16 protein-coding genes are annotated in these 17671 nt (G+C 71.6%); 4 read left to right on the top strand and 12 right to left on the bottom strand.

Features of this window, described 5'->3' with window-relative positions:
• Positions 1 to 785: 785 nt before the first annotated feature.
• Positions 786 to 1568, top strand: coding sequence for an alpha/beta fold hydrolase (locus tag OWR29_RS04075; protein WP_267560995.1), 783 nt, complete (start codon positions 786 to 788; stop codon positions 1566 to 1568).
• 440 nt (positions 1569 to 2008) lie between these two features.
• Here the strand turns inward: OWR29_RS04075 and OWR29_RS04070 are convergent, their stop codons facing one another.
• Entirely contained in the window at positions 2009 to 2464 is a 456-nt protein-coding gene (locus tag OWR29_RS04070; RefSeq protein WP_267560994.1) for a hypothetical protein, read from the bottom strand.
• Between the two features lie 109 nt (positions 2465 to 2573).
• Positions 2574 to 2741 carry a hypothetical protein gene (locus OWR29_RS04065; protein WP_267560993.1) on the bottom strand — a complete coding sequence of 56 codons (168 nt, stop codon included), beginning with the start codon at positions 2739 to 2741 and terminating at the stop codon, positions 2574 to 2576.
• 27 nt (positions 2742 to 2768) lie between these two features.
• Between OWR29_RS04065 and OWR29_RS04060 the strand changes: the two genes are divergently transcribed.
• Positions 2769 to 4433 carry a CocE/NonD family hydrolase gene (locus tag OWR29_RS04060; RefSeq protein ID WP_267560992.1) on the top strand — a complete coding sequence of 555 codons (1665 nt, stop codon included), beginning with the start codon at positions 2769 to 2771 and terminating at the stop codon, positions 4431 to 4433.
• A 16-nt stretch (positions 4434 to 4449) separates the two neighbouring features.
• Positions 4450 to 4950, top strand: coding sequence for an SRPBCC family protein (locus OWR29_RS04055; RefSeq protein WP_267560991.1), 501 nt, complete (start codon positions 4450 to 4452; stop codon positions 4948 to 4950).
• Here the strand turns inward: OWR29_RS04055 and OWR29_RS04050 are convergent.
• Positions 4947 to 5639: a hypothetical protein gene (locus OWR29_RS04050; RefSeq protein WP_267560990.1), complete on the bottom strand. Its 693-nt coding sequence runs from the start codon at positions 5637 to 5639 to the stop codon at positions 4947 to 4949. The two genes, OWR29_RS04055 and OWR29_RS04050, sit on opposite strands and share 4 nt — an antisense overlap.
• 30 nt (positions 5640 to 5669) lie before the next feature.
• Positions 5670 to 6584, bottom strand: coding sequence for a hypothetical protein (locus OWR29_RS04045; RefSeq protein ID WP_267560989.1), 915 nt, complete (start codon positions 6582 to 6584; stop codon positions 5670 to 5672).
• 92 nt (positions 6585 to 6676) lie between these two features.
• On the opposite strand from OWR29_RS04045, the gene OWR29_RS04040 reads away from it, so the two are divergent.
• Complete coding sequence (locus OWR29_RS04040; protein ID WP_267560988.1) at positions 6677 to 7636, top strand: AraC-like ligand-binding domain-containing protein; 960 nt, start codon at positions 6677 to 6679, stop codon at positions 7634 to 7636.
• Here OWR29_RS04040 and OWR29_RS04035 read toward each other — a convergent pair.
• From OWR29_RS04035 to OWR29_RS04000, 8 genes are all read right to left on the bottom strand, one after another.
• Positions 7593 to 9134, bottom strand: coding sequence for a sensor histidine kinase (locus tag OWR29_RS04035; protein ID WP_267560987.1), 1542 nt, complete (start codon positions 9132 to 9134; stop codon positions 7593 to 7595). The genes OWR29_RS04040 and OWR29_RS04035 overlap by 44 nt on opposite strands.
• Before the next feature lie 43 nt (positions 9135 to 9177).
• Positions 9178 to 10110, bottom strand: a complete 933-nt coding sequence (locus tag OWR29_RS04030) for a hypothetical protein (RefSeq protein ID WP_267560986.1) — start codon at positions 10108 to 10110, stop codon at positions 9178 to 9180.
• Positions 10103 to 10558, bottom strand: a complete 456-nt coding sequence (locus tag OWR29_RS04025) for a hypothetical protein (protein ID WP_267560985.1) — start codon at positions 10556 to 10558, stop codon at positions 10103 to 10105. Before OWR29_RS04025 ends, OWR29_RS04030 begins: the two co-directional genes overlap by 8 nt.
• Positions 10555 to 11730, bottom strand: coding sequence for a macrolide family glycosyltransferase (locus tag OWR29_RS04020; RefSeq protein WP_267560984.1), 1176 nt, complete (start codon positions 11728 to 11730; stop codon positions 10555 to 10557). Before OWR29_RS04020 ends, OWR29_RS04025 begins: the two co-directional genes overlap by 4 nt.
• On the bottom strand, positions 11727 to 12590 hold the full coding sequence (locus OWR29_RS04015) for a patatin-like phospholipase family protein (RefSeq protein ID WP_267560983.1): 864 nt from the start codon (positions 12588 to 12590) through the stop codon (positions 11727 to 11729). Before OWR29_RS04015 ends, OWR29_RS04020 begins: the two co-directional genes overlap by 4 nt.
• A gap of 18 nt (positions 12591 to 12608) precedes the next feature.
• Entirely contained in the window at positions 12609 to 15347 is a 2739-nt protein-coding gene (locus OWR29_RS04010; RefSeq protein WP_267560982.1) for a helix-turn-helix transcriptional regulator, read from the bottom strand.
• A 75-nt stretch (positions 15348 to 15422) separates the two neighbouring features.
• Positions 15423 to 16445 carry a zinc-dependent alcohol dehydrogenase family protein gene (locus OWR29_RS04005; protein ID WP_267560981.1) on the bottom strand — a complete coding sequence of 341 codons (1023 nt, stop codon included), beginning with the start codon at positions 16443 to 16445 and terminating at the stop codon, positions 15423 to 15425.
• A complete protein-coding gene (locus tag OWR29_RS04000; protein ID WP_267560980.1) occupies positions 16414 to 17628 on the bottom strand; it encodes a multidrug effflux MFS transporter in 1215 nt (404 codons plus the stop codon). The genes OWR29_RS04005 and OWR29_RS04000 overlap by 32 nt, the downstream gene beginning before the upstream one ends.
• Positions 17629 to 17671: the final 43 nt, after the last annotated feature.

Raw genomic sequence — 17671 nt, 5'->3', positions numbered from 1 at the left:
CCCCATCCGCAGTCGTCGACCAGCAAGTGAACGAGCGTGCACGCAGCGCACGCCCCATGCTCATCGGGCGGCCGTTTGTGCGCGTTCGCTCACAACGAGCAACCCGCCAACCGACGCCGCCCCATCCGCAGTCGTCGACCAGCAAGTGAACGAGCGTGCACGCAGCGCACGCCCCATGCTCGTCGGGTGGCCTTTTGTGCGCGTTCGCTCACAACCAAGCAACCCGCCAACCGACGCCTCACCGTTCGCAGTCGTCTACCAGCAAGCGAACGAGAGTGCACGCAGCGCGCGCCCCATACTCATCGGGCGGCCGTTTGTGCGCGTTCGCTTACAACCGAGCAACCCGCCGACCGACGCCTCCCCGTTCGCAGTCGTCTACCAGCAAGCGAAACGAGAGTGCACGCAGCGCACGCCCGATGCTCATCGGGCGGCCGTTTGTGCGCGTTCGCTTACAACCGAGCAACCCGCCAACCGACGCCTCCCCGTTCGCAGTCGTCTACCAGCAAGCGAAACGAGAGTGCACGCAGCGCACGCCCGATGCTCATCGGGTGGCCGTTTGTGCGCGTTCGCTCAACACTCGGCCGGACCACTGAGCCTTCACCGCATCATTCGCGCAGTTCTCGGCGGTTCGTGACTGAACATGCGCGTTCGCTCAACGTCGGGCGACTGCTGAGCGTCGGCGCACTCGATCGGAACTGATTTGGCACTGGGGGCTCTTAGCGTCTCGGACGACGACGTACTTCGAGGGGGAACTCATGGTTCGGATCAAGTCACGGACGATCGCGGTGGCTGCAGCTGTTGCGCTGGCGGCGGGGGCGCTGGGCGGCGGCGGAGCGGCGGCTCAGGCGGGCGGCGGCGGGCACAAAGCGAAGCCGACCGTCGTGCTGGTGCACGGGGCGTTCGCGGACTCGAGCGGCTGGAACGGGGTGGTCAGCCGGCTCGCCCGCGACGGCTATCCGGTGGTGTCGGCGGCCAACCCGCTGCGTGGCGTGGCGTCGGACGCGGCACAGGTCAAGGCGCTGCTCGACAGCATCAAGGGGCCGATCGTGCTGGTCGGGCACTCGTACGGCGGCATGGTGATCAGCAAGGCGGCGGCCGGGGACAAAGACGTCAAGGCGCTGGTGTACGTGGCCGCGTTCGCCCCGCTGGCCGGGGAGAGCGCGGGTGACCTGGCCGCCAAGTTCCCCGGCAGCACCCTGGCCGAGACGCTGAAGCCGGTGGCACTCCCCGGCGGGCAGACGGACCTCTACGTCGACCCGGCGAAGTTCCACCAGCAGTTCGCGGCCGACGTCCCGGCCCGCGACGCCGCCCTGATGGCGGTGGCCCAGCGCCCGATCACCGCGGCCGCGCTGGACGAGAAGGCGTCCGGACCGCAGGCCTGGCAGGCGACGAAGTCGTACTTCCTGGTCGCCGGGGCCGACAAGAACATTCCGCCGGCTGTGCAGTACTTCGAGGCCAAGCGGGCCAAGGCGGCCGCGGTCCGCAGCGTCAAGGGCGGCTCGCACGCCGTCTTCGTGTCGCAGCCCGGCGTCACCGCGGCCTTCATCGAGAAAGCAGCTCGCTCCTGACGGAGCCGACTCGAGCGGGCCGCTCGGGCCAAGCCCTGGCGGCCAGCCGGCTCACGCCGGAAGCGATGCCCGGGTAGCCAGCTGCGGCCGGAGGGCGATGCCTGGGTAGCTAGCTGCGGCGGAAGCGACGCCCGGATAGCCAGCTACAGCAGAGGCGACGCCCGAATAGCCAGCTGCGGCGGAAGCGATACCCGGCTGGCCAGCTACAGCAGGGGCGACGCCCGGATAGCCAGCTACAGCAGAGGCGACGCCCGGAAAGCCAGCTACAGCAGAGGCGACGCCCGGATAGCCAGCTACAGCAGAGGCGACGCCCGGACAGCCGGCCGCAGCAGAGGCGACGCCCGGACAGCCGGCCGCAGCAGAGGCGACGCCCGGACAGCCGGCCGCGGCCGACGCGACGCCCGGACAGCCAGCCGCGGCAGGGGCGATGCCTGAGGTAGCTAGCTTGCGGCCGGGGCGATATCCGGGTGGATCATCCAGAAGTTCGGTTCCCAATAGGTGCCCTGGTCACCGTCGATGCGGACGGTGGCCAGGCCCTCGGGGAAGACGTAGTCGCCGGGGTCGGGGAAGACCAAGCCGGTCCACGATTGCCACTCGGGTACCGTGCCGGTGATCAGCATTGAGTGGGGCAGGGGCGTCGACACGCGGGCGCCCAGGCGTTCGTGCACTCGCATCCAGGGGTCGAGCAGTTGGCCGTCGGGGCGGCGCCAGTGGATGTAGCGCTCGATCGGCATCAGCGGGTAGCTGTCCTTGGCCGACGGGCGGACCGGCGCGACCAGGTGCTTGAGGCCCTGGCGGGCGGCAATCTCGCGCATGGCGCCCAGCAGCTCGTGGGCCAATCCTCGGCGGCGGCCGTCGCGGAGTGTCTCGGCCGCCAGTGCGCACAGAGTGTTCACCGGCTCGCCTGACCTCGTTTGCAGGAAGGTTTGTTCGATTGCGGCGTCGTGCCGGCGGGCAGGCTTTTCTCGTCGCCGTCCCACCACAGCGGACCGGTGTGACCCTCGGCTACGACCTCGTCGGGCTCGTCGTCGTGCAGCACGAACCGTCCAGGTGCGGCCACCAGCGGTTGAGGCGGTCGCCGTGCAGGTTGTACTCGGGCCAGACCGCGGCCGACGGGATCCCGCGCTCCCACAGGTCGGGTCGCTCCTCGGCGGTGTGCATCCTGAGCGCCATCACCCCATCATGGGTTACGTTGCCGTCATGGCGAAGATCAGCAGGCTGGCCGGGATCGCCGCGGATGTCGCGCTCGGATTGCCGGTGCGAGCAACACCGTACGAGATTCGCAGGGACGTTCCCGTGCCGATGCTCGACGGCGTGACGCTACTGGCCAACCACTACCGCCCGGTCGAGGCTGAGGGCCCGCTTCCGGTGGTGCTCATCCGGGTCCCGTACGGGCGTGACGGCGCATTCGGCCAGCTGTTCGCAGCCCCGCTGGCCCGCCGCGGGTTCCAGGTGTTCATGCAGGCCACCCGCGGCACCTTCGGGTCGGGCGGGCAGTTCCGCCCGTTCACCACCGAGCGCGACGACGGCCTGGCCACCGTCGACTGGCTCCGCAAGCAGCCGTGGTGCGACGGCCGGATCGCCATGGCCGGCGGCAGCTATTTCGGGCACACCCAGTGGGCCGTCGCCCCGTACGCCGATCCCCCGCTGACCTGCGTCGCCCCGCACATCACCTCGGCCAACGTGACCAACCGGCTGTTCTACGAGCACGGCGTGCCGTCGATCCACACGGCGCTGAGCTGGTCGGCCCAGATCGGCCGCCAGGAACGCCCGGGTCTGCTGGCTTCCGTGCCCGACCCGCGGGTGAAGACCAAGGTGCGGCGCGCGCTGGGCAAACTGCCCCTGCAGGCTGTCGACGTGCGGGTGGCCGAGGCGCCGGTGCCGTTCTGGCGGGACTTCGTGGCGCACGCCGAGCCGGGCGACGACTTCTGGTCGCAGGCCGATCACGACCAGGCCGACCTGACCCGGATGCCGCCGGTCAGCATGGTCACCGGCTGGTGGGACCTGTTCCTGGGCGGGAACCTGGCCGACTACACGGCCCTGCGGGCGGCCGGGGTGCCGGCACGGCTGGTCGTCGGCCCGTGGCTGCACGGCGAGCCGGGCGAACTGCGCACCATCGTGCAGACCGACAGTGTGTGGCTCGACCACCATCTGCGCGGCGGCCCCGCCCCCGAAGGTGCGCCGGTCCGTGTGCATCTGCAGCGGGCGAACAAGTGGCTCGAGTTCGAGGAGTGGCCGCCTTCCGCCGTACGGGAAACGGTCTTGAACTTGGGAAGCGGCGGTGGCCTGGTGACCGAGCCCGAGGGCGGCGATCCGAGCCGTTTCACCTACGACCCGGCCCGGCCGACCCCGACCGTCGGCGGCCCGCTGCTGCAGCCTCCGGGCAAGCAAGCGGACAACCGGCTGGTCGAAGCGCGCGACGATGTGCTCGTTTTCACCGGCCCGCTGCTCGAACGAGCGCTCGATGTTGTCGGTTCGGTGCGCGCAACTGTCCATGTGCGCACTTCCATCCCGTACGCGGATGTCTTTGTTCGTTTGTGCGACGTCGACGAGAAGGACGTGTCGCGCAACGTGGTCGACGGCATCCGCCGCCTCGACCCGCGCACCTCGGACGCCCCCGACCTGGTCCGCGGCGAGGACGGCGTGCTGGCCGTGCCGGTCGAGCTCTTCCCCACCGCGTACCGCTTCCAGGCCGGCCACCGCCTGCGCGTGCAGGTCAGCGGGGGCGCTTTCCCGCGTTACGCCCGCAACATGGGCACAGACGAACCGTTTGCGACAGCCACCGCCGGCCGCCCCTGCCACTTCGAGCTCTTCCACGACGACGGCCGCGCCTCGCACATCGTCCTTCCCGTGCTGAACGAGTGATGCCAGGATCTTGATCGTGCCCGCACTGTTCAAGATCACCAGGATCACCACCAAGCCCGTCCAAGTAAGGGAGGCGGCGTCGGTGGAACTCGCCCGGGACGCGGAAGCGGTGTGGTCTTTCATGTGGGACCCGGCGTCCGCTGTCCGGCTCAACGACATGGAAAGTGGAGTCTTGCTTCCCAGCCGTCCCCGAGGGCTGGGAGAGATCCAGGTCTTCATCCAGCGGACATCGGCCGGCCGGGTCGGCCACCTGCACGAGGTCGTCAAGTTCGAGGCCGGCCGCTATGCCCAGACACGCAACCTCTCGTCGGCCTATCCAGCCTACGGGGCGTTGACGATCGACCCGCTGGGGCCCGGCGCCTGCCGGCTGACGCAGGAGTTCTGGGTCGACCTTCCGAAGGGAGCTCCGGTGTCCGACGTGCGCGACATCCGGGAAGGCATCAAGTACGAGCTGCGCACATTGATGTCCAAGCTGCCGGACGCAACGGCCGACAGTCAGGGCGGCTTGAAATCCTAGCCGTTCTCGACTTGCAGAAGATTCGATTCGACGTAATAGATCGTTTTCCCGTTCGCCGCCTTGAACCCGCTCCCCTGAGGCGTCGCGGGCAGCGCGATCGCATTCGACAGATTGCCGTTGGATTTCATTCCGAAATAATATGCCTGTCCAGACGGCAGAGAGCAGACATAGGCGCGATCCGGCCCGGAGGCGTAACGGATCTCGACCACCATCGGTGAACCCGTCACATTCGTCGCCTCACGAATAGCCGTTACCGCCAGTCCCGGGCATGGCGCTTTCACCGAGGCAGCACCGGACGCGCCGGCATGCACTGGAGCGGCGGGCACGCCGGCCGGGTCGGCAGTCGTCCGGCCCAGACTCCCCCACGGATACAGAGCAAGGTAAAGAAGTGCGCCGCCGGCGGCCGCACCGAGAACGAACCGCTCGCCTCGCACCCTCAGCTCGATCCGGCGGCGTAACGCCTGGGGCTCCGGGAAGAGTCCGGCGAGGATCTTCACTTCTTTTTCGGAGGGCCGCTGATGCCGAAGGCCGGCGATGTATTCAGCGATCTGCCCGTAGTGCTCCCTGCCGTCCGAGCTCGAGCGGGAAAAGGCTTTCGACTCTCTTCGCAGGGTCAAGTAATGCGTGAGGAATACCGCCGCCAACGAGGCAGCAGGCGCCAGGAGTGGAATGTACCAGGCAGTTTTCATCGCTCCCCCTGCTCCCGAGTGTCCGAACCGTCAAACTGCGCGTCGCGCACCGATTTCTCCAGCCTCGATCGCGCACAGCGCGGGCAGAACCTCGATGACGAGTTGACCCAGCATCTCGCCGTCCGTGGCCGGCTCCTGCTGATCGATTCGTGTCTGTGCGCGCAGGAAAGCGCCGCCGGCAATGGTGGAGAAACGCTCGGCTATGTCCAGCCAGTCCAAGTCGGCTCGGGGCTGCACGCCGAAGGCAGCGAACCCGTCTTCGTACAGTTGAGCCCATTTCCGCAGCCGGGCCCGCCGCAGCCTGGACACCAGGGAGCGCACGAGCGGAGTCGCGGGCAAGACGGCCTCGACGAGGGTGTGCATGGCGATGAGCGGGTCGGCCACGGCCGAGTTGAGTTCCTTGACGGCTGACTGCCGGACCCATTCGCCGAGCGTCAACCTGTGCGTCATCGCCAGCAGTTCGGGGTGCAGCCGGGACAACCGGCGCATGTAGGGGCCGGGCCGGAACAGGTAGCAGACGAGATCTTCGCAATAGCCCGACTGTTGTCCCCAGGTGTCGTTGAAACGCTGAACGGTCATCGCCTCGGCCTCGGACGGGTCCTCGATCAGAACCGCGGCCAGGTCGGCCAGCGCGCTGGCCTGCAGCCGGGCGAAGATCCTCATCTCCATGGGCTCGACACCGGCCGTGTGGTTGAGCGTGTGCCGATACAGCAGGTAGAGCCCGAGATCGCAGAAGGTGCGCGTCCGCCAGTCGCGCGACCAGCGCATTCTTGTTCCATCGGTGCCGCGCCGGCGAACGCGCGTGAACACCTCGGCGAGGTCTTCGTGGTCGTCGCCGGCCAGGTATTCCTGCCATTTCCGCCAGCCCGCCGGGCCCTCGTACACGCTTCTCATACGGCCTCCTAGGTTGCGGCCAGCAGATTCGACGTGGGCGGCCAGAGTCAATGTCAGTCGGGCGCGATGACCGCATCCCGTCAACAGTTACGGCACTGTTCGGAGGAGTCGGGAAGATCGATCACGGTGCGACACTGACGTGCATGGGGTACGTGCTTGACACGGCTGAGCTGACGGCCGACCAGCGGGTCGAGGCCGTGAACACGGCGATGCTGTACGCGTCAGCGCCCTGTCATGTGGTGCACGAGGATCCGGCCGGGGCGGTGCACGCGCGGCTCGAGGTGTGGGACTTCGGGGACGCCAACATCTTCACGCACCGGTCGTCGGGGATCCGGCTGCTGCGCACGGCCAAGCAGGCCCGGCAGGACAGCATGCCGGTGGTGGCGCTGGCCGTGCAGCAGCGGGCCGACGGGCGGATCGAGCAGGGCGGGCACCAGCGCCTGGTCGCGCCGGGTGAGCTGGTCGTGGTTGATCTGTCGGCGCCGTACGACTACTCGTGGTCGGGCTCGGGCGGGGCGGCCGCGCTGCAGATTCCGTACGACCAATTGGGTCTTCCGCTCGATGTCGTGCGCCGGGCGTCGGCCGTGCCCGGCGCCAGTCCGCTCTACCGCCTCGTCACCGAGCACATCGCGCAGCTCGGACGCGACCCGGCCGGCATCACCGGCGACCCGGCCTCGGCGGCGGCCGCGGCGGCCAGCATCGACCTGGTCCGCGCCCTGCTCGTCTCGGCCGCCCGGTCGCACCGGCACGCCCCGCAGGTGTTCGCCGAGACGCTGCTGACCCGGGTGCGCGCCTTCACCCGCCGGCGCCTGGCCGATCCCAACCTCAGCCCGGCGATGATCGCGGCCGCGCACGGCGTCTCGGTGCGGCAGCTCTACAAGTTGTGCGCCGACGCCGGCCTCAGCCTCGAGCAGTGGATCATCAACGAGCGCCTGCACCGCGTAGGCCACGAACTGAGCCGGCCCGACCGCCGCCACCTGCCCATCGCCACCATCGCGCAGCGCTGGGGTTTCCGCGATCCCACCCACTTCACGCGCCGGTTCAAGGCCCGGTACGGGCTCACTCCGTCGCAGTGGCGGCGCCGGGCCGGACCGGGAGCGTGAACCAGATCGACGCGCCCTGCTCGACGTCGAGGTCGAGCCAGATGCGGCCGCCGTGGTATTCGATGATCTTCTTGACGATGGCCAGGCCGATGCCGGTGCCCTCGTACGCGTCGCGGGGGTGCAGGCGCTGGAAGATGACGAAGACCTTGTCGGCGAACTCGCGCTCGATGCCGATCCCGTTGTCGCGTACGTTGATCTTCCACTGGTCGCCGTCGCGTTCCGCCGTCACCCGCACCTCGGGTGGCACGTCGGGCCGCCGGAACTTGAGCGAATTGCCGATCAGGTTGACGAACAGCGTGGTGAGCAGCGGCTCCTCGCCCTCGACGGCCGGCAGCTCGCCCCAGCTGATCTTCGCCTCGGCCCCGGCCCGGGCCTCCAGCTGCGACTTCACCTCGGGCAGCACCTGGCCCAGCTCGACCTGCTTGAAGCCGGCGGTGATGCGGCCGATCCGGCTGAACGCGAGCAGGTCGTTGATCAGGCGTTGCATGCGTTCGGCGCCGTCCACCGCGAAGGCGATGTACTGGTCGGCCCGGTCGTCGAGCTGACCGCCGTACCGCCGCTGGAGCAGCTGGCAGAAGCTGGCCACCTTGCGCAACGGCTCCTGCAGGTCGTGCGAGGCGACGTAGGCGAACTGCTCGAGGTCCCGGTTGGAGCGGGTCAGCTCCTCGGCCTTGGCCTCCAGCTGCTCGTTGGCCGACTCCACCTCGGCCCGCGCCTCGCGCACCTGGGTCAGCTCCTGCGCGATCTGCCGCCGCATCCCGTCGACGTCGCCGGCCAGGCTGCGCAGCTCGGGCGATCCGCCGCTGGTGATGGGCCGCTCGTAGTCGCCGCCGGCCACCTGCCGCACCTGCGCCGCGAGCTCGGTGACGGGCCGCGCGACCAGCCGGTTGAGCAGCAGCAGCATCAGGGCGCCGACCACGATGACGATGAACGCGGCCCCGATCTCGAGCGCGACCAGGACGGAACCGGTGCGGCGGGCCGCGTCGACCGCCTCGTTGCGCAGGTCGAGGATGTCGGCCTGCAACTGGTCGACCGCGGCCCGCAGCGCGTCGAACTGGGCGGTGCCGATGGTTCCGGCCGAGTCGCCGTTGATGACCGGCTCGGCGACGGCCCGCCGCCATTCCGCGGCCCGCGCCCGCACGGCCGCGATGGAGGCGGCGATCGCCGCGTTGCCGTCGGAGTCGTTCAGCGTCTCGATCTGGGCGAGCAGGTCGCGCTCGGCGGTGGCCCCTTGCTCGTACGGCTGAAGGTTCTTCGCGGACCGGCTGAGCGCATAGCCGCGTACGCCGGTCTCCTGGTCGAGGTAGGCCGAGTACAGCTCCTGCCCGGCGATGCGCATGGGCCCGGTCTTCTCGAGGATCACGTCGAGGTTGTCGTTGCTGTCGACCGCCGTCACCGCGGCCAGCGCGCCGATCCCGGCCAGCAGGATCCCGGCCACGGTGAACAGCACCGCCACCCGGCGGCGCAGCGTCCACTCCGACAGGCGTGCGCGGACCATCGGCTCTCCTCACGACAAAGGCACCGAAGTATGGCGCACGCGTTCAGGGCAGCCGTCGTCGCACAGGCCGTTGCTCGCGGATCAGGGCAATGACCGTTTCCGCCGTCCGGTCGAGGTAGGTCCGGCCGTCCGGCATGCGGGCCTCCGGGCTGATGTAGCTGCGCGGGCCGACGTGGGTGGCCGGGTCGAGCCGGTGCACGGTGATCTGGCCGGCCCGGACGGCCCGGTTCCATGCGCTGGCGCGCAGCAGCGGCCAGCGGGGCGGGAAGATGCGCGAGCCGAGCCGTTCGATCCAGTCCTCCGAGCTGGTGATCACGTCGAGGCGCCGGGCGTGGGTGACGTCGTTGGCGCCGTTGTGGAAGCCGCCGATGGAGATGAGTTGCAGCGGGCACCGCAGTTCGGCCCACAGGCCCTCGACCGCGCCCGTCGCGAGTTGCGCGCCGCCGCTGTAGCTGAGCAGCACGACGGGCACTCCGCTGTCCGGCTGGTAGCCGCCGAGCCGCAGATGGGCGGCGATCTGCGCGCCCACGGCGCGGTTGTAGTGCGGGCGGTAGCGGCGGTCGGCCGCGATGAAGATCTGCATCACGTTGTGCAGGAACAGCACCAGTCCGATCCGGCGCCGCAGCCAGGCCCAGACGCGCCGGTCGGCCAGCGGGTCGGCCAGCGGCGAGTACGGCAGCACCTGGCCCAGCACCCGCAGTTCGGGCGCGGTCTCGAGGATCGCCTGGACCAGCCGGCCGCCGTCGCGGGTGTCGCGGAACCGCCGCTTGCCGATGCCGTCCAGATAGACCAGATAGGCGTCGGGCGGGCGGTCCGCTTGCGCTCCTCGTGCGTACGGCATCCCGTCCGGCAACGCTGTCGTCGGTGCTCGCCAGCCCGCGGCGTAGATCAATAACTCGTACCGGGCGAGCAACCCCTCAGCCAGCAGGACCGGGCCGACCACGGCCAGCAGCAGCAGGAGCCCGAACTCAGCCATGGGACCGCCCCCGATGCAGGCTGATCACCAGGCGGCGGACCCCGGTGACGGCGGCGGCCAGCCCGACGCCGGCCAGCGCCACCCACCCGGCCGCCTGCCACCAGCCGATGCCGGCCGAAGTGGCCAGCGCCCCGGTCAGCCCGGCCCCCACCCCGACCACCAGCAGCCCGTGCAACGCGGGCCCGAGCAGCGGGAACGCCAGCACCGCGGCCAGCAGCAGCGGCGCGACCAGGCTCGCGCTCCACACCATCGTGTCGGCTCCGGCCAGCACCGACGCCAGCACCGGCCACAGCGCAATCATCACGCCGTCGATCACGGTTCCGGTCAGCAGCAGCCCGGCCGTGCCCGTCCGCGTCGCCCCGGACCGGCCCGCGACCACGGGCAGCACGCGCCCGGCGGCCTCGGACAGCCCGGCCAGCACCAGCAGCACGACGACCCCGGCGGTCATCGCTCGGCCGGCACGATCTTCAGGTACCGCTGGAGCTCGTCGACCGCCCGCAGCGGGCCGCCCGCCTGCTGCTGGGCGGTGCTCATGATCTGGGCCGCCTCGCGGAATCTCGGATCGTCGAGCAACTGCCGGGCCCGGTCGCGCACGACGTCCTCGCTGACCTCGGCGTTGGTCAGCGAGAGGCCGGCGCCGAGCGCGACCACGCGGGAGGCGACCAGCGGCTGATCGGCGCCCTGCGGGACGACCAGCATGGGCACGCCCGCGTACAGGGCTTCGTTGGTGCCGTTCATGCCGCCGTGGGTGATGAACAGGGCCGCCCGGGCCAGCACCTCGGGCTGCGGCACGCTTTGCCGGGCGATCACGTTGCCGGGCAGCGGGCCCAGCTCGGCCGGGTCGTGGCCGCCGGTCGCCACGACCACAGTTCCGCCCAGTGGGGCCAAAGCGGCGGCGAAGGTGCGCAGCAGCTTGGGGTCAGCGTCGAAGACTGTGCCCAGTGACGCGTACAGGACGGGGTCTTTCAGCTCGTCGATGGGGAAGGACGGGTCGGGCGGCCGGGCGCCGATGCTGGGGCCGACGAAGCGGTACGAGCGGTCGAAGCCGTCGGCGCCGATCTGGAACGCGCGCGAGGTGTAGACGAGGTTGAGCGGCTGGCGCAGGTTGCCCAGGTCGGTCAGGGGCAGTCCCCGGCCCAGCTTCAGCCGGGCCCGCAGGAAGCCGATCGCCGCGGCCGGGTTGGCCACCGCCTCGGCCAGCAGCTCGCGCGAGAGGCGGGTCGGGCTCGGCGCCTCGCGGTTGAACGCGAACGTGGTGAACGAGGACGCCGCCGGCACGCCCAGCTCCCGGGCGGCCAGCGCGCCCCACGGGCAGGCCGAGTCATGGACGATCAGGTCCGGGCGTACGCGCCGCAATTCACCCACCACGACCGGCAGCAGCCCGACGGCCGCCTCGGCCAGCCCGCGCAGCAGGGTGAGAGGGATCGGCGGATCGGGCAGCGGCTGGTCGACGCCGGGATAGAGGCGCACGGTCGCGCCGGCCGCCTCCACCTTGGTCGCGAAGGCGGGCGACGTGTGATAGCTGACGGTGTGTCCACGCCGGACGAGCTCGGCCACGATCGGCAACGTCGGGTTGACCCGCCCGTGCATGGCGATGTTGAGGAACGCGATGGTGCTCATCGTTCGACCTCCAGTGATGGCTCAGCGACTCGGTACAGACCGGGCCCGTCGACGTCCAGCCGGTCGAGGAAGGCGCCCGCCGCGACGGCGGCGGTGGTGATCAGGCGGCGCGTCTGCCCGAAGTCCCACGGCGAGGGCCAGGCCTCGATGCCGGTGGGCAGCACCACGGTGGGGATGTTCCGGGCCACCTCGCGCAGATCCCGCTCGATCTGGTGCCGGAACATCAGGATCCCGGCCCGGGCGGCGATGGCCCCGGCCCGGCGGCGCGGCACGGCGGCCGGCAGCGGGCTGCTCTCCGGCACGATCGAGAGGGCCAGCACGCTGGCCGCCCCGGCCTGCCACGCCGCCAGCACCGGCACGTACGCGACCACGCCGCCGTCGATCAGCGTCCGCCCGTCCCGCACGACCGGGGGCAGCACGCCCGGGATGGCCGCGCTGGCCAGCAGGGCCGACTCGAGGTCACCGTGGTCGAGCAGCACCGGGTCGCCGGTCGTGAGATCGGTGGCGACCGCGATGAACGGGATGGGCAGCTGCTCGATCCGCTCGGGCAGCCCGGCCCCGGCGATCAGCTTGCGCAGGCCGCGGTCGGCGAAGACGCTGGCCCGCGAGGACAGATAGCCGAGCGGGAAGACGTCGCGGCGGCGCAACCTCGTCCACACCTGGTCGAGCCAGGGCGCCGCGTCGTCGGGGTGGGCGGCCGCGATCGCCCCGGTGAGGGCGCCGACCGAGGTGCCGACGATCAGGTCCGGTACGAATCCCCGATGCTCGAGCGCGTAGCCGGCGCCCACGTGGGCCGCGCCCAGCACGCCCCCGCCACCCACCGCCACGGCGACGGGTCGGGGCAGGCTGATCGGGCTCATATCAGCCAGACAAGCTGATCAACCGATCTGTGACGGCGGGCGGAGCTGTTTGCGCGAGGTGATGCCGAGCTTGGTGAAGACCTTGCGCAGGTGCCACTCGACGGTGTGCTGGCTCAGGAACAGCTGGGCGCCGATCTCGGCGTTGGTCAGGCCGGTGCCGGCCAGGGCGGCGATGGTCGCCTCCTGCGCGGTCAGGCTGTCGCTGGCCCGCACGGCCGGGTCGGCGATCACCTCGCCGGCGGCGGCCAGCTCGCGGCGGGCCCGGTCGGCGAAGGCGCCCGCGCCGGCCGCGGTGAGCATGTCGTGCGCGGTCCGCAGGTGGCCGCGGGCGTCCCGGCGCCGGTTCTCGCGGCGCAGCCATTCGCCGTACAGCAGATGCGCGCGAGCCAGTTCCAGCCGCATCCTCGTCCGGCCGAGATGGTCGATCGCCTGCCGGAAGCACGCCTCGGCCTCGGGGCCGGTGCGCAGCAGCGCGGTGCACCGGGCCAGCATCCCGAGCGCCCAGTCGGTGCCGGCCGCGCGCAGCCGCACGGCCAGGCTCTCGTAGGCCGCAGCGGCGAGTTGGGGCTGGTCGGTGCGGACGGCCGCCTCGATCAGCTCGGCGTGCGACCAGTACCAGACGCCCGACTCGTTCGGGTGCTCCATCGCGGCCAGCGCCGCCGGCAGCGCCTCGTGATAACGGGCGAGACCGTTCAGCAGCACCGCCCGGCTCCAATGGGTGACCATGACGCCGCTGTCCTCGCCGCGGGCGGCCACATCGGCCGCGGCCGCCTCGATCAGCGGGCCGGCGACGGCCTCGTCACCCTTGAAGGCGGCCACGGTCAGGGCGCCGTACGGCGCGAGGGCGACGGCCGTGGCGTCCCCGATGGCGTGGATCTCGGCGACGGCCGCCGCCGCGGCGGCCAGCTCGCCGCCGAACATCTGCAGGCACACGAGCGAGTTGAGCGTGAGCGGAAGCGCGCTCAGATCGCCGAGCGCGCGGGCCGCCCGGACGTGCCGCTGGTTCAGCACGGCCCAGGTCGCCTCGTCGAACATCATGGCGCTGGTGACCACGGCCAGCCACAGCCAGGGCTGATCGGACTGCCCGTCGGCGCGGAACGCCCGCAGGGCCTGCTGGGCGAGCGGCACGGCAGCCGCGTAGCCGTCGGTGTAGAGCACGGCCAGGCTGTTCAGCAGCAGGTCGCCCGGCCGGCGGGGCGAGGGCTCGGGCGCGGCCAGCACCGCCCGGGCCACCTCGGTCATCCCCACGCCCTCGCTGAGCCCGCCCGCCAGCAGCGCCGCGCCCAGCGCGTCGCGGTACGTGTCCCGGGCCAGCTCCAGGTCGAGCGGTTCGAGCCGGCGGGCCGCGTCGAGCAGCAGCCGGGGCGCGGCCATGTCGTGCCCGGAGGCGAAGGCGATCTGGGCCCGCACCAGGGCGACCCGGGCCTGATGCAGCTCGTCGGCCGGTCCCTCCGCGGTGAGCAGCAGCTTCGACGCGGTCTCGAAGGCGCCGCAACGCAGCTCAGCCTCGGCAGCGGTCAGCGCCCGGGCCGCCCGCGTTGCCGGGTCGGGGGTCAGCTCGGTGGCCCGCCGCAGGAACTCGGCCGCGGCCGCGATGCCGCCGCGGCGCTGGGCCCGCTCGGCCGAGCCGACCAGATCGGCCGCGACCGCCTCGTCGGCCTCCTCGGCCGCGTGCGCCCGGTGCCAGGCCCGCCGGTCGGGCTCCTCGGCCGGGTCGGTCGCCCGGGCCAGGGCCTCGTGCACCTCGCGGCGGTCGGCCGGCGTCGCCGCCCGGTACACCGCCGTACGGACCAGCGGATGCCGGAACCGCACCCGGGAGTCCACCTCGATCAGACCGGCCTGCTCGGCCGCCGCCAGCGCCCGCATCGGCACGCCGAGCAGCGTGGCCGCGTCGCGCAGCAGCCCGGCGTCGCCGAGCGGTTCGGCCGCGGCGGTCAGCAGCAGCTGCTGGGTCGCCGCGGGCAGCGAACGCACGCGCTGGGCGAAGCTCTGCTCGATCTTGCCGGCCAGCGGCCGCGCGTCCGGCAACCCGAAGCCGCCGGCCAGCTCGGCCGCCGTCAGCCCCCGGGGCAGTTCGATCAGGGCCAGCGGATTGCCGCGGGTCTCGGCGACGATCCTGTCCCGCACGCGTTCGTCGAGCCGCCCCGGCACGGCCGACTCGAGCAGGGCGCGCGCGTCGTCGTTACCGAGGCCACCCACCGGCAGGTCGGGCAGGCCCCGCCAGGCGCGACCGGCCGCCGACTCGCGGATGGCGAAGACCACCCCGACCCGCTCGGCCAGCAGCCGGCGCGAGACGAACGTCAGCGCCTGCACCGATGTCTCGTCCAGCCATTGCGCGTCGTCGATGAGGCAGAGCAGCGGCTTCTCTTCGGACACCGCCGCCAGCAGGCTCAGCACCGCCACGCCGACCAGCAGCCGGTCGGGCGGGGAGCCGGCGCTGTAGCCGAAGACGACGCCCAGCGCCTCGCGCTGCGGTTGGGGCAGCCGGGCGCGCTGGTCGAGCATGGGCGCGCACAGCTGGTGCAGGCCCGCGAACGGCAGCTCCACCTCGGACTCGACACCGGCCGCCTGCGCCACCCGGAATCCGGCCGCGCGCCGACCGGCGTACCGCAATAAAGCGGACTTCCCGATCCCCGGTTCGCCGCGCAGAAGCAAGGTCTGGCCGCGGCCGGAGCGCACGTCGCTGACCAACCGGTCGAGGGACGCGCACTCCGAGCGCCGGCCACGGACCTCACGCGCGGCGGAACCGCTGGTCATGGCTCAAACCCCTCCCCCGGTCCGAGGCTAGAGCCGATCAGGCTCCCGCGGTAGACCGGAGGGGGGCGTGATCCGTCACGGCCGCAGCAGGGTCTTGATCGCGCGGCGCTCGTCCATGGCGCGGTAGCCCTCGGCGGCCTGGTCGAGGGGCAGGTCGAGGTCGAAGACCAGGCCGGGGTTGATCGTCCGGTTGCCGATCAGCTCCATCAGGTGGGGCAGGAACCGGCGTACGGAGGCCGGGCCGCCCTGCACCTTGACCAGCGACCAGAACATGTCCATGCCGGGCAGGCTCACGTCGTGGGTGACGCCGACGAAGCCGACGTTGCCGCCGGGCCGCGTCGAGTGCAGCGCCTGCATCATCGACTCCTGGGTGCCGACCGCCTCGATCACCGAGTGCGCGCCCAGCCCGTTCGTCAGTTCCTTGATCCGGGCGATGCCCTCGTCGCCGCGCTCGGTGACGATGTCGGTCGCCCCGAACTGCCGGGCCAACTGCTGCCGCGACTCGTGCCGGCTCATCGCGATGATCCGCTCCGCGCCCAGCTGCCGGGCCGCGAGCACACCGAGCAGGCCGACCGCGCCGTCACCGACGACGGCCACCGTCTTGCCCGGCCCCACCTCGGCCGCCGTAGCGGCGAACCAGCCCGTGCCGAGCACGTCCGAGGCGGCCAGGTAGCTCGGGATCAGGTCGTCCGACGGCACCTCGGGCGTGCCGACCAGCGTGCCGTCGGCCAGCGGCACCCGCAGGTACTCGGCCTGTGAGCCGAACTGGCCCATCGGCTGGCGGTGCACGCAGGCGCTCTGGTAGCCGGCCCGGCAGACCTCACAGGTGTTGTCGGACGCCCAGAACGAGCCGACCACGAACTGCCCCGGCTTGACCGTGGTGACCTCGCTGCCCACGGCCTCGACGACACCGACGTACTCGTGGCCCATCGGGGACGGGCCCTCGACCTTGTCGACACCGCGGTACGGCCACAGGTCGGACCCGCAGACGCAGGTCGCCGACAGCCGCAGGATCGCGTCCGTGGGCGCCTCGATCCGCGGGTCCTCACGGTTCTCCACCCGGACGTCACCGGGCGCGTGCATAACTACGCCACGCATAGTTGTTCCTCTCACTTGATCCGGCCAGGGCGAGCCCGGCCATCGAAAGAACAGCCCCGCCGACCATCAACAGGGCCATCGGTACGGCGGTGTGCTCCCCGCCGAGCCCGGCGATCGGGGCGATGGTGCCGGCGGCCACCCACTGCACGAACCCGAGCAGCGCCGACCCGGTGCCGGGGTGCTCGGGCACCTCGGCCGACGCCAGCGCGCCGCCGTTGGGCCCGATCAGCCCCTGCGCCGTCATGAGCACCAGGAAGCAGACGATCGCCAGCAGCAGCGGGGTGCCGAACCACAGCGCCCCGGCCAGCATCGCCACCCCGGCCGCCAGGGCCGCGATCTGCCCGGTCAGGATCACCCGGCGGGTGGACACGCGCCCGGCCAGCCGCGCCGCCACGAGCGCGGCCACGGTCATGCCGGCCGCGTTGGCCGCGAAGTCGACCGAGTACCCGATCGGCGACAGGCCATTCATCGACTGCAGGACGAAGGCCGACGTCGCCACGTACGCGAACAGGGCTCCCATCGCCGAGCCGCTGACCAGCAGATACCCGACGTAGCGGCGCCGCGAGAGCACCTGCCGCCCGGCCACTGCGAAGGCCCGCAGCCCACCGCCGTGCCGCCGCTCCACGGGCAGCGATTCCGGCACGGCGACCAGCACCGCCACCAGCATCGCGACGCCGAGGGCGGCCACCGCCCAGAACGACATCCGCCAGTCCGACACCTGCAGGATGACCGCGCCCAGCAGCGGCCCGGCGATCGGCGCCACCCCGCCCACTCCGGCGATCACGTTCAACACCCGTACGAGCCGGGGCCCGGAGGCCAGGTCGACGATCACGGCCCGGCCGATCACCATCGCCCAGCCGCCGCTGAACCCCTGCACGAACCGGGCCGCCATCAGCACCCCGATCGACGGCGTGAGCGCGCACACCACCGAGGCCACGGTCATCAGCACGATCGCCGCCAGCAGCGGCCGGCGGCGTCCCCGCTGGTCCGACACCGGGCCGCCGATCAGCTGGCCCAGCGCCATCCCGACGAAGAACGTCGTCAAAGTAAGCTGCACCTGGGTCGCCGACGCCGCCAGCTCACCGGCCACCCGCGGGAACGCCGGCACGTACATGTCGGTGGCCAGCGGGGCGATGGCGGTGAGGAAGACGACGGTGCCGACGACGCCGGCGGAGAGCTTCACCCACCCATCACAGCGCGTCCCGGCCGCCCCGGGGAGTTCCTGT

It is taken from the genome of Paractinoplanes pyxinae, from assembly GCF_026626335.1.
GTDB classification, from domain to species: Bacteria; Actinomycetota; Actinomycetes; order Mycobacteriales; family Micromonosporaceae; genus Actinoplanes; species Actinoplanes pyxinae.
Note: the sequence above shows the minus strand (reverse complement) of the source record. Positions and strands in the feature narration are given on the sequence as shown.

What these genes read in the sequence shown, in the direction of transcription:
- OWR29_RS04040 (WP_267560988.1), top strand. Translation starts at nt 6,677, where the DNA reads ATGGGGTACGTGCTTGACACGGCTGAGCTGACGGCCGACCAGCGGGTC.
- OWR29_RS04005 (WP_267560981.1), bottom strand. Translation starts at nt 16,445, where the DNA reads ATGCGTGGCGTAGTTATGCACGCGCCCGGTGACGTCCGGGTGGAGAAC.
- OWR29_RS04035 (WP_267560987.1), bottom strand. Translation starts at nt 9,134, where the DNA reads ATGGTCCGCGCACGCCTGTCGGAGTGGACGCTGCGCCGCCGGGTGGCG.
- OWR29_RS04015 (WP_267560983.1), bottom strand. Translation starts at nt 12,590, where the DNA reads ATGAGCCCGATCAGCCTGCCCCGACCCGTCGCCGTGGCGGTGGGTGGC.
- OWR29_RS04060 (WP_267560992.1), top strand. Translation starts at nt 2,769, where the DNA reads ATGGCGAAGATCAGCAGGCTGGCCGGGATCGCCGCGGATGTCGCGCTC.
- OWR29_RS04050 (WP_267560990.1), bottom strand. Translation starts at nt 5,639, where the DNA reads ATGAAAACTGCCTGGTACATTCCACTCCTGGCGCCTGCTGCCTCGTTG.
- OWR29_RS04010 (WP_267560982.1), bottom strand. Translation starts at nt 15,347, where the DNA reads ATGACCAGCGGTTCCGCCGCGCGTGAGGTCCGTGGCCGGCGCTCGGAG.
- OWR29_RS04065 (WP_267560993.1), bottom strand. Translation starts at nt 2,741, where the DNA reads ATGGCGCTCAGGATGCACACCGCCGAGGAGCGACCCGACCTGTGGGAG.
- OWR29_RS04020 (WP_267560984.1), bottom strand. Translation starts at nt 11,730, where the DNA reads ATGAGCACCATCGCGTTCCTCAACATCGCCATGCACGGGCGGGTCAAC.
- OWR29_RS04030 (WP_267560986.1), bottom strand. Translation starts at nt 10,110, where the DNA reads ATGGCTGAGTTCGGGCTCCTGCTGCTGCTGGCCGTGGTCGGCCCGGTC.
- OWR29_RS04025 (WP_267560985.1), bottom strand. Translation starts at nt 10,558, where the DNA reads ATGACCGCCGGGGTCGTCGTGCTGCTGGTGCTGGCCGGGCTGTCCGAG.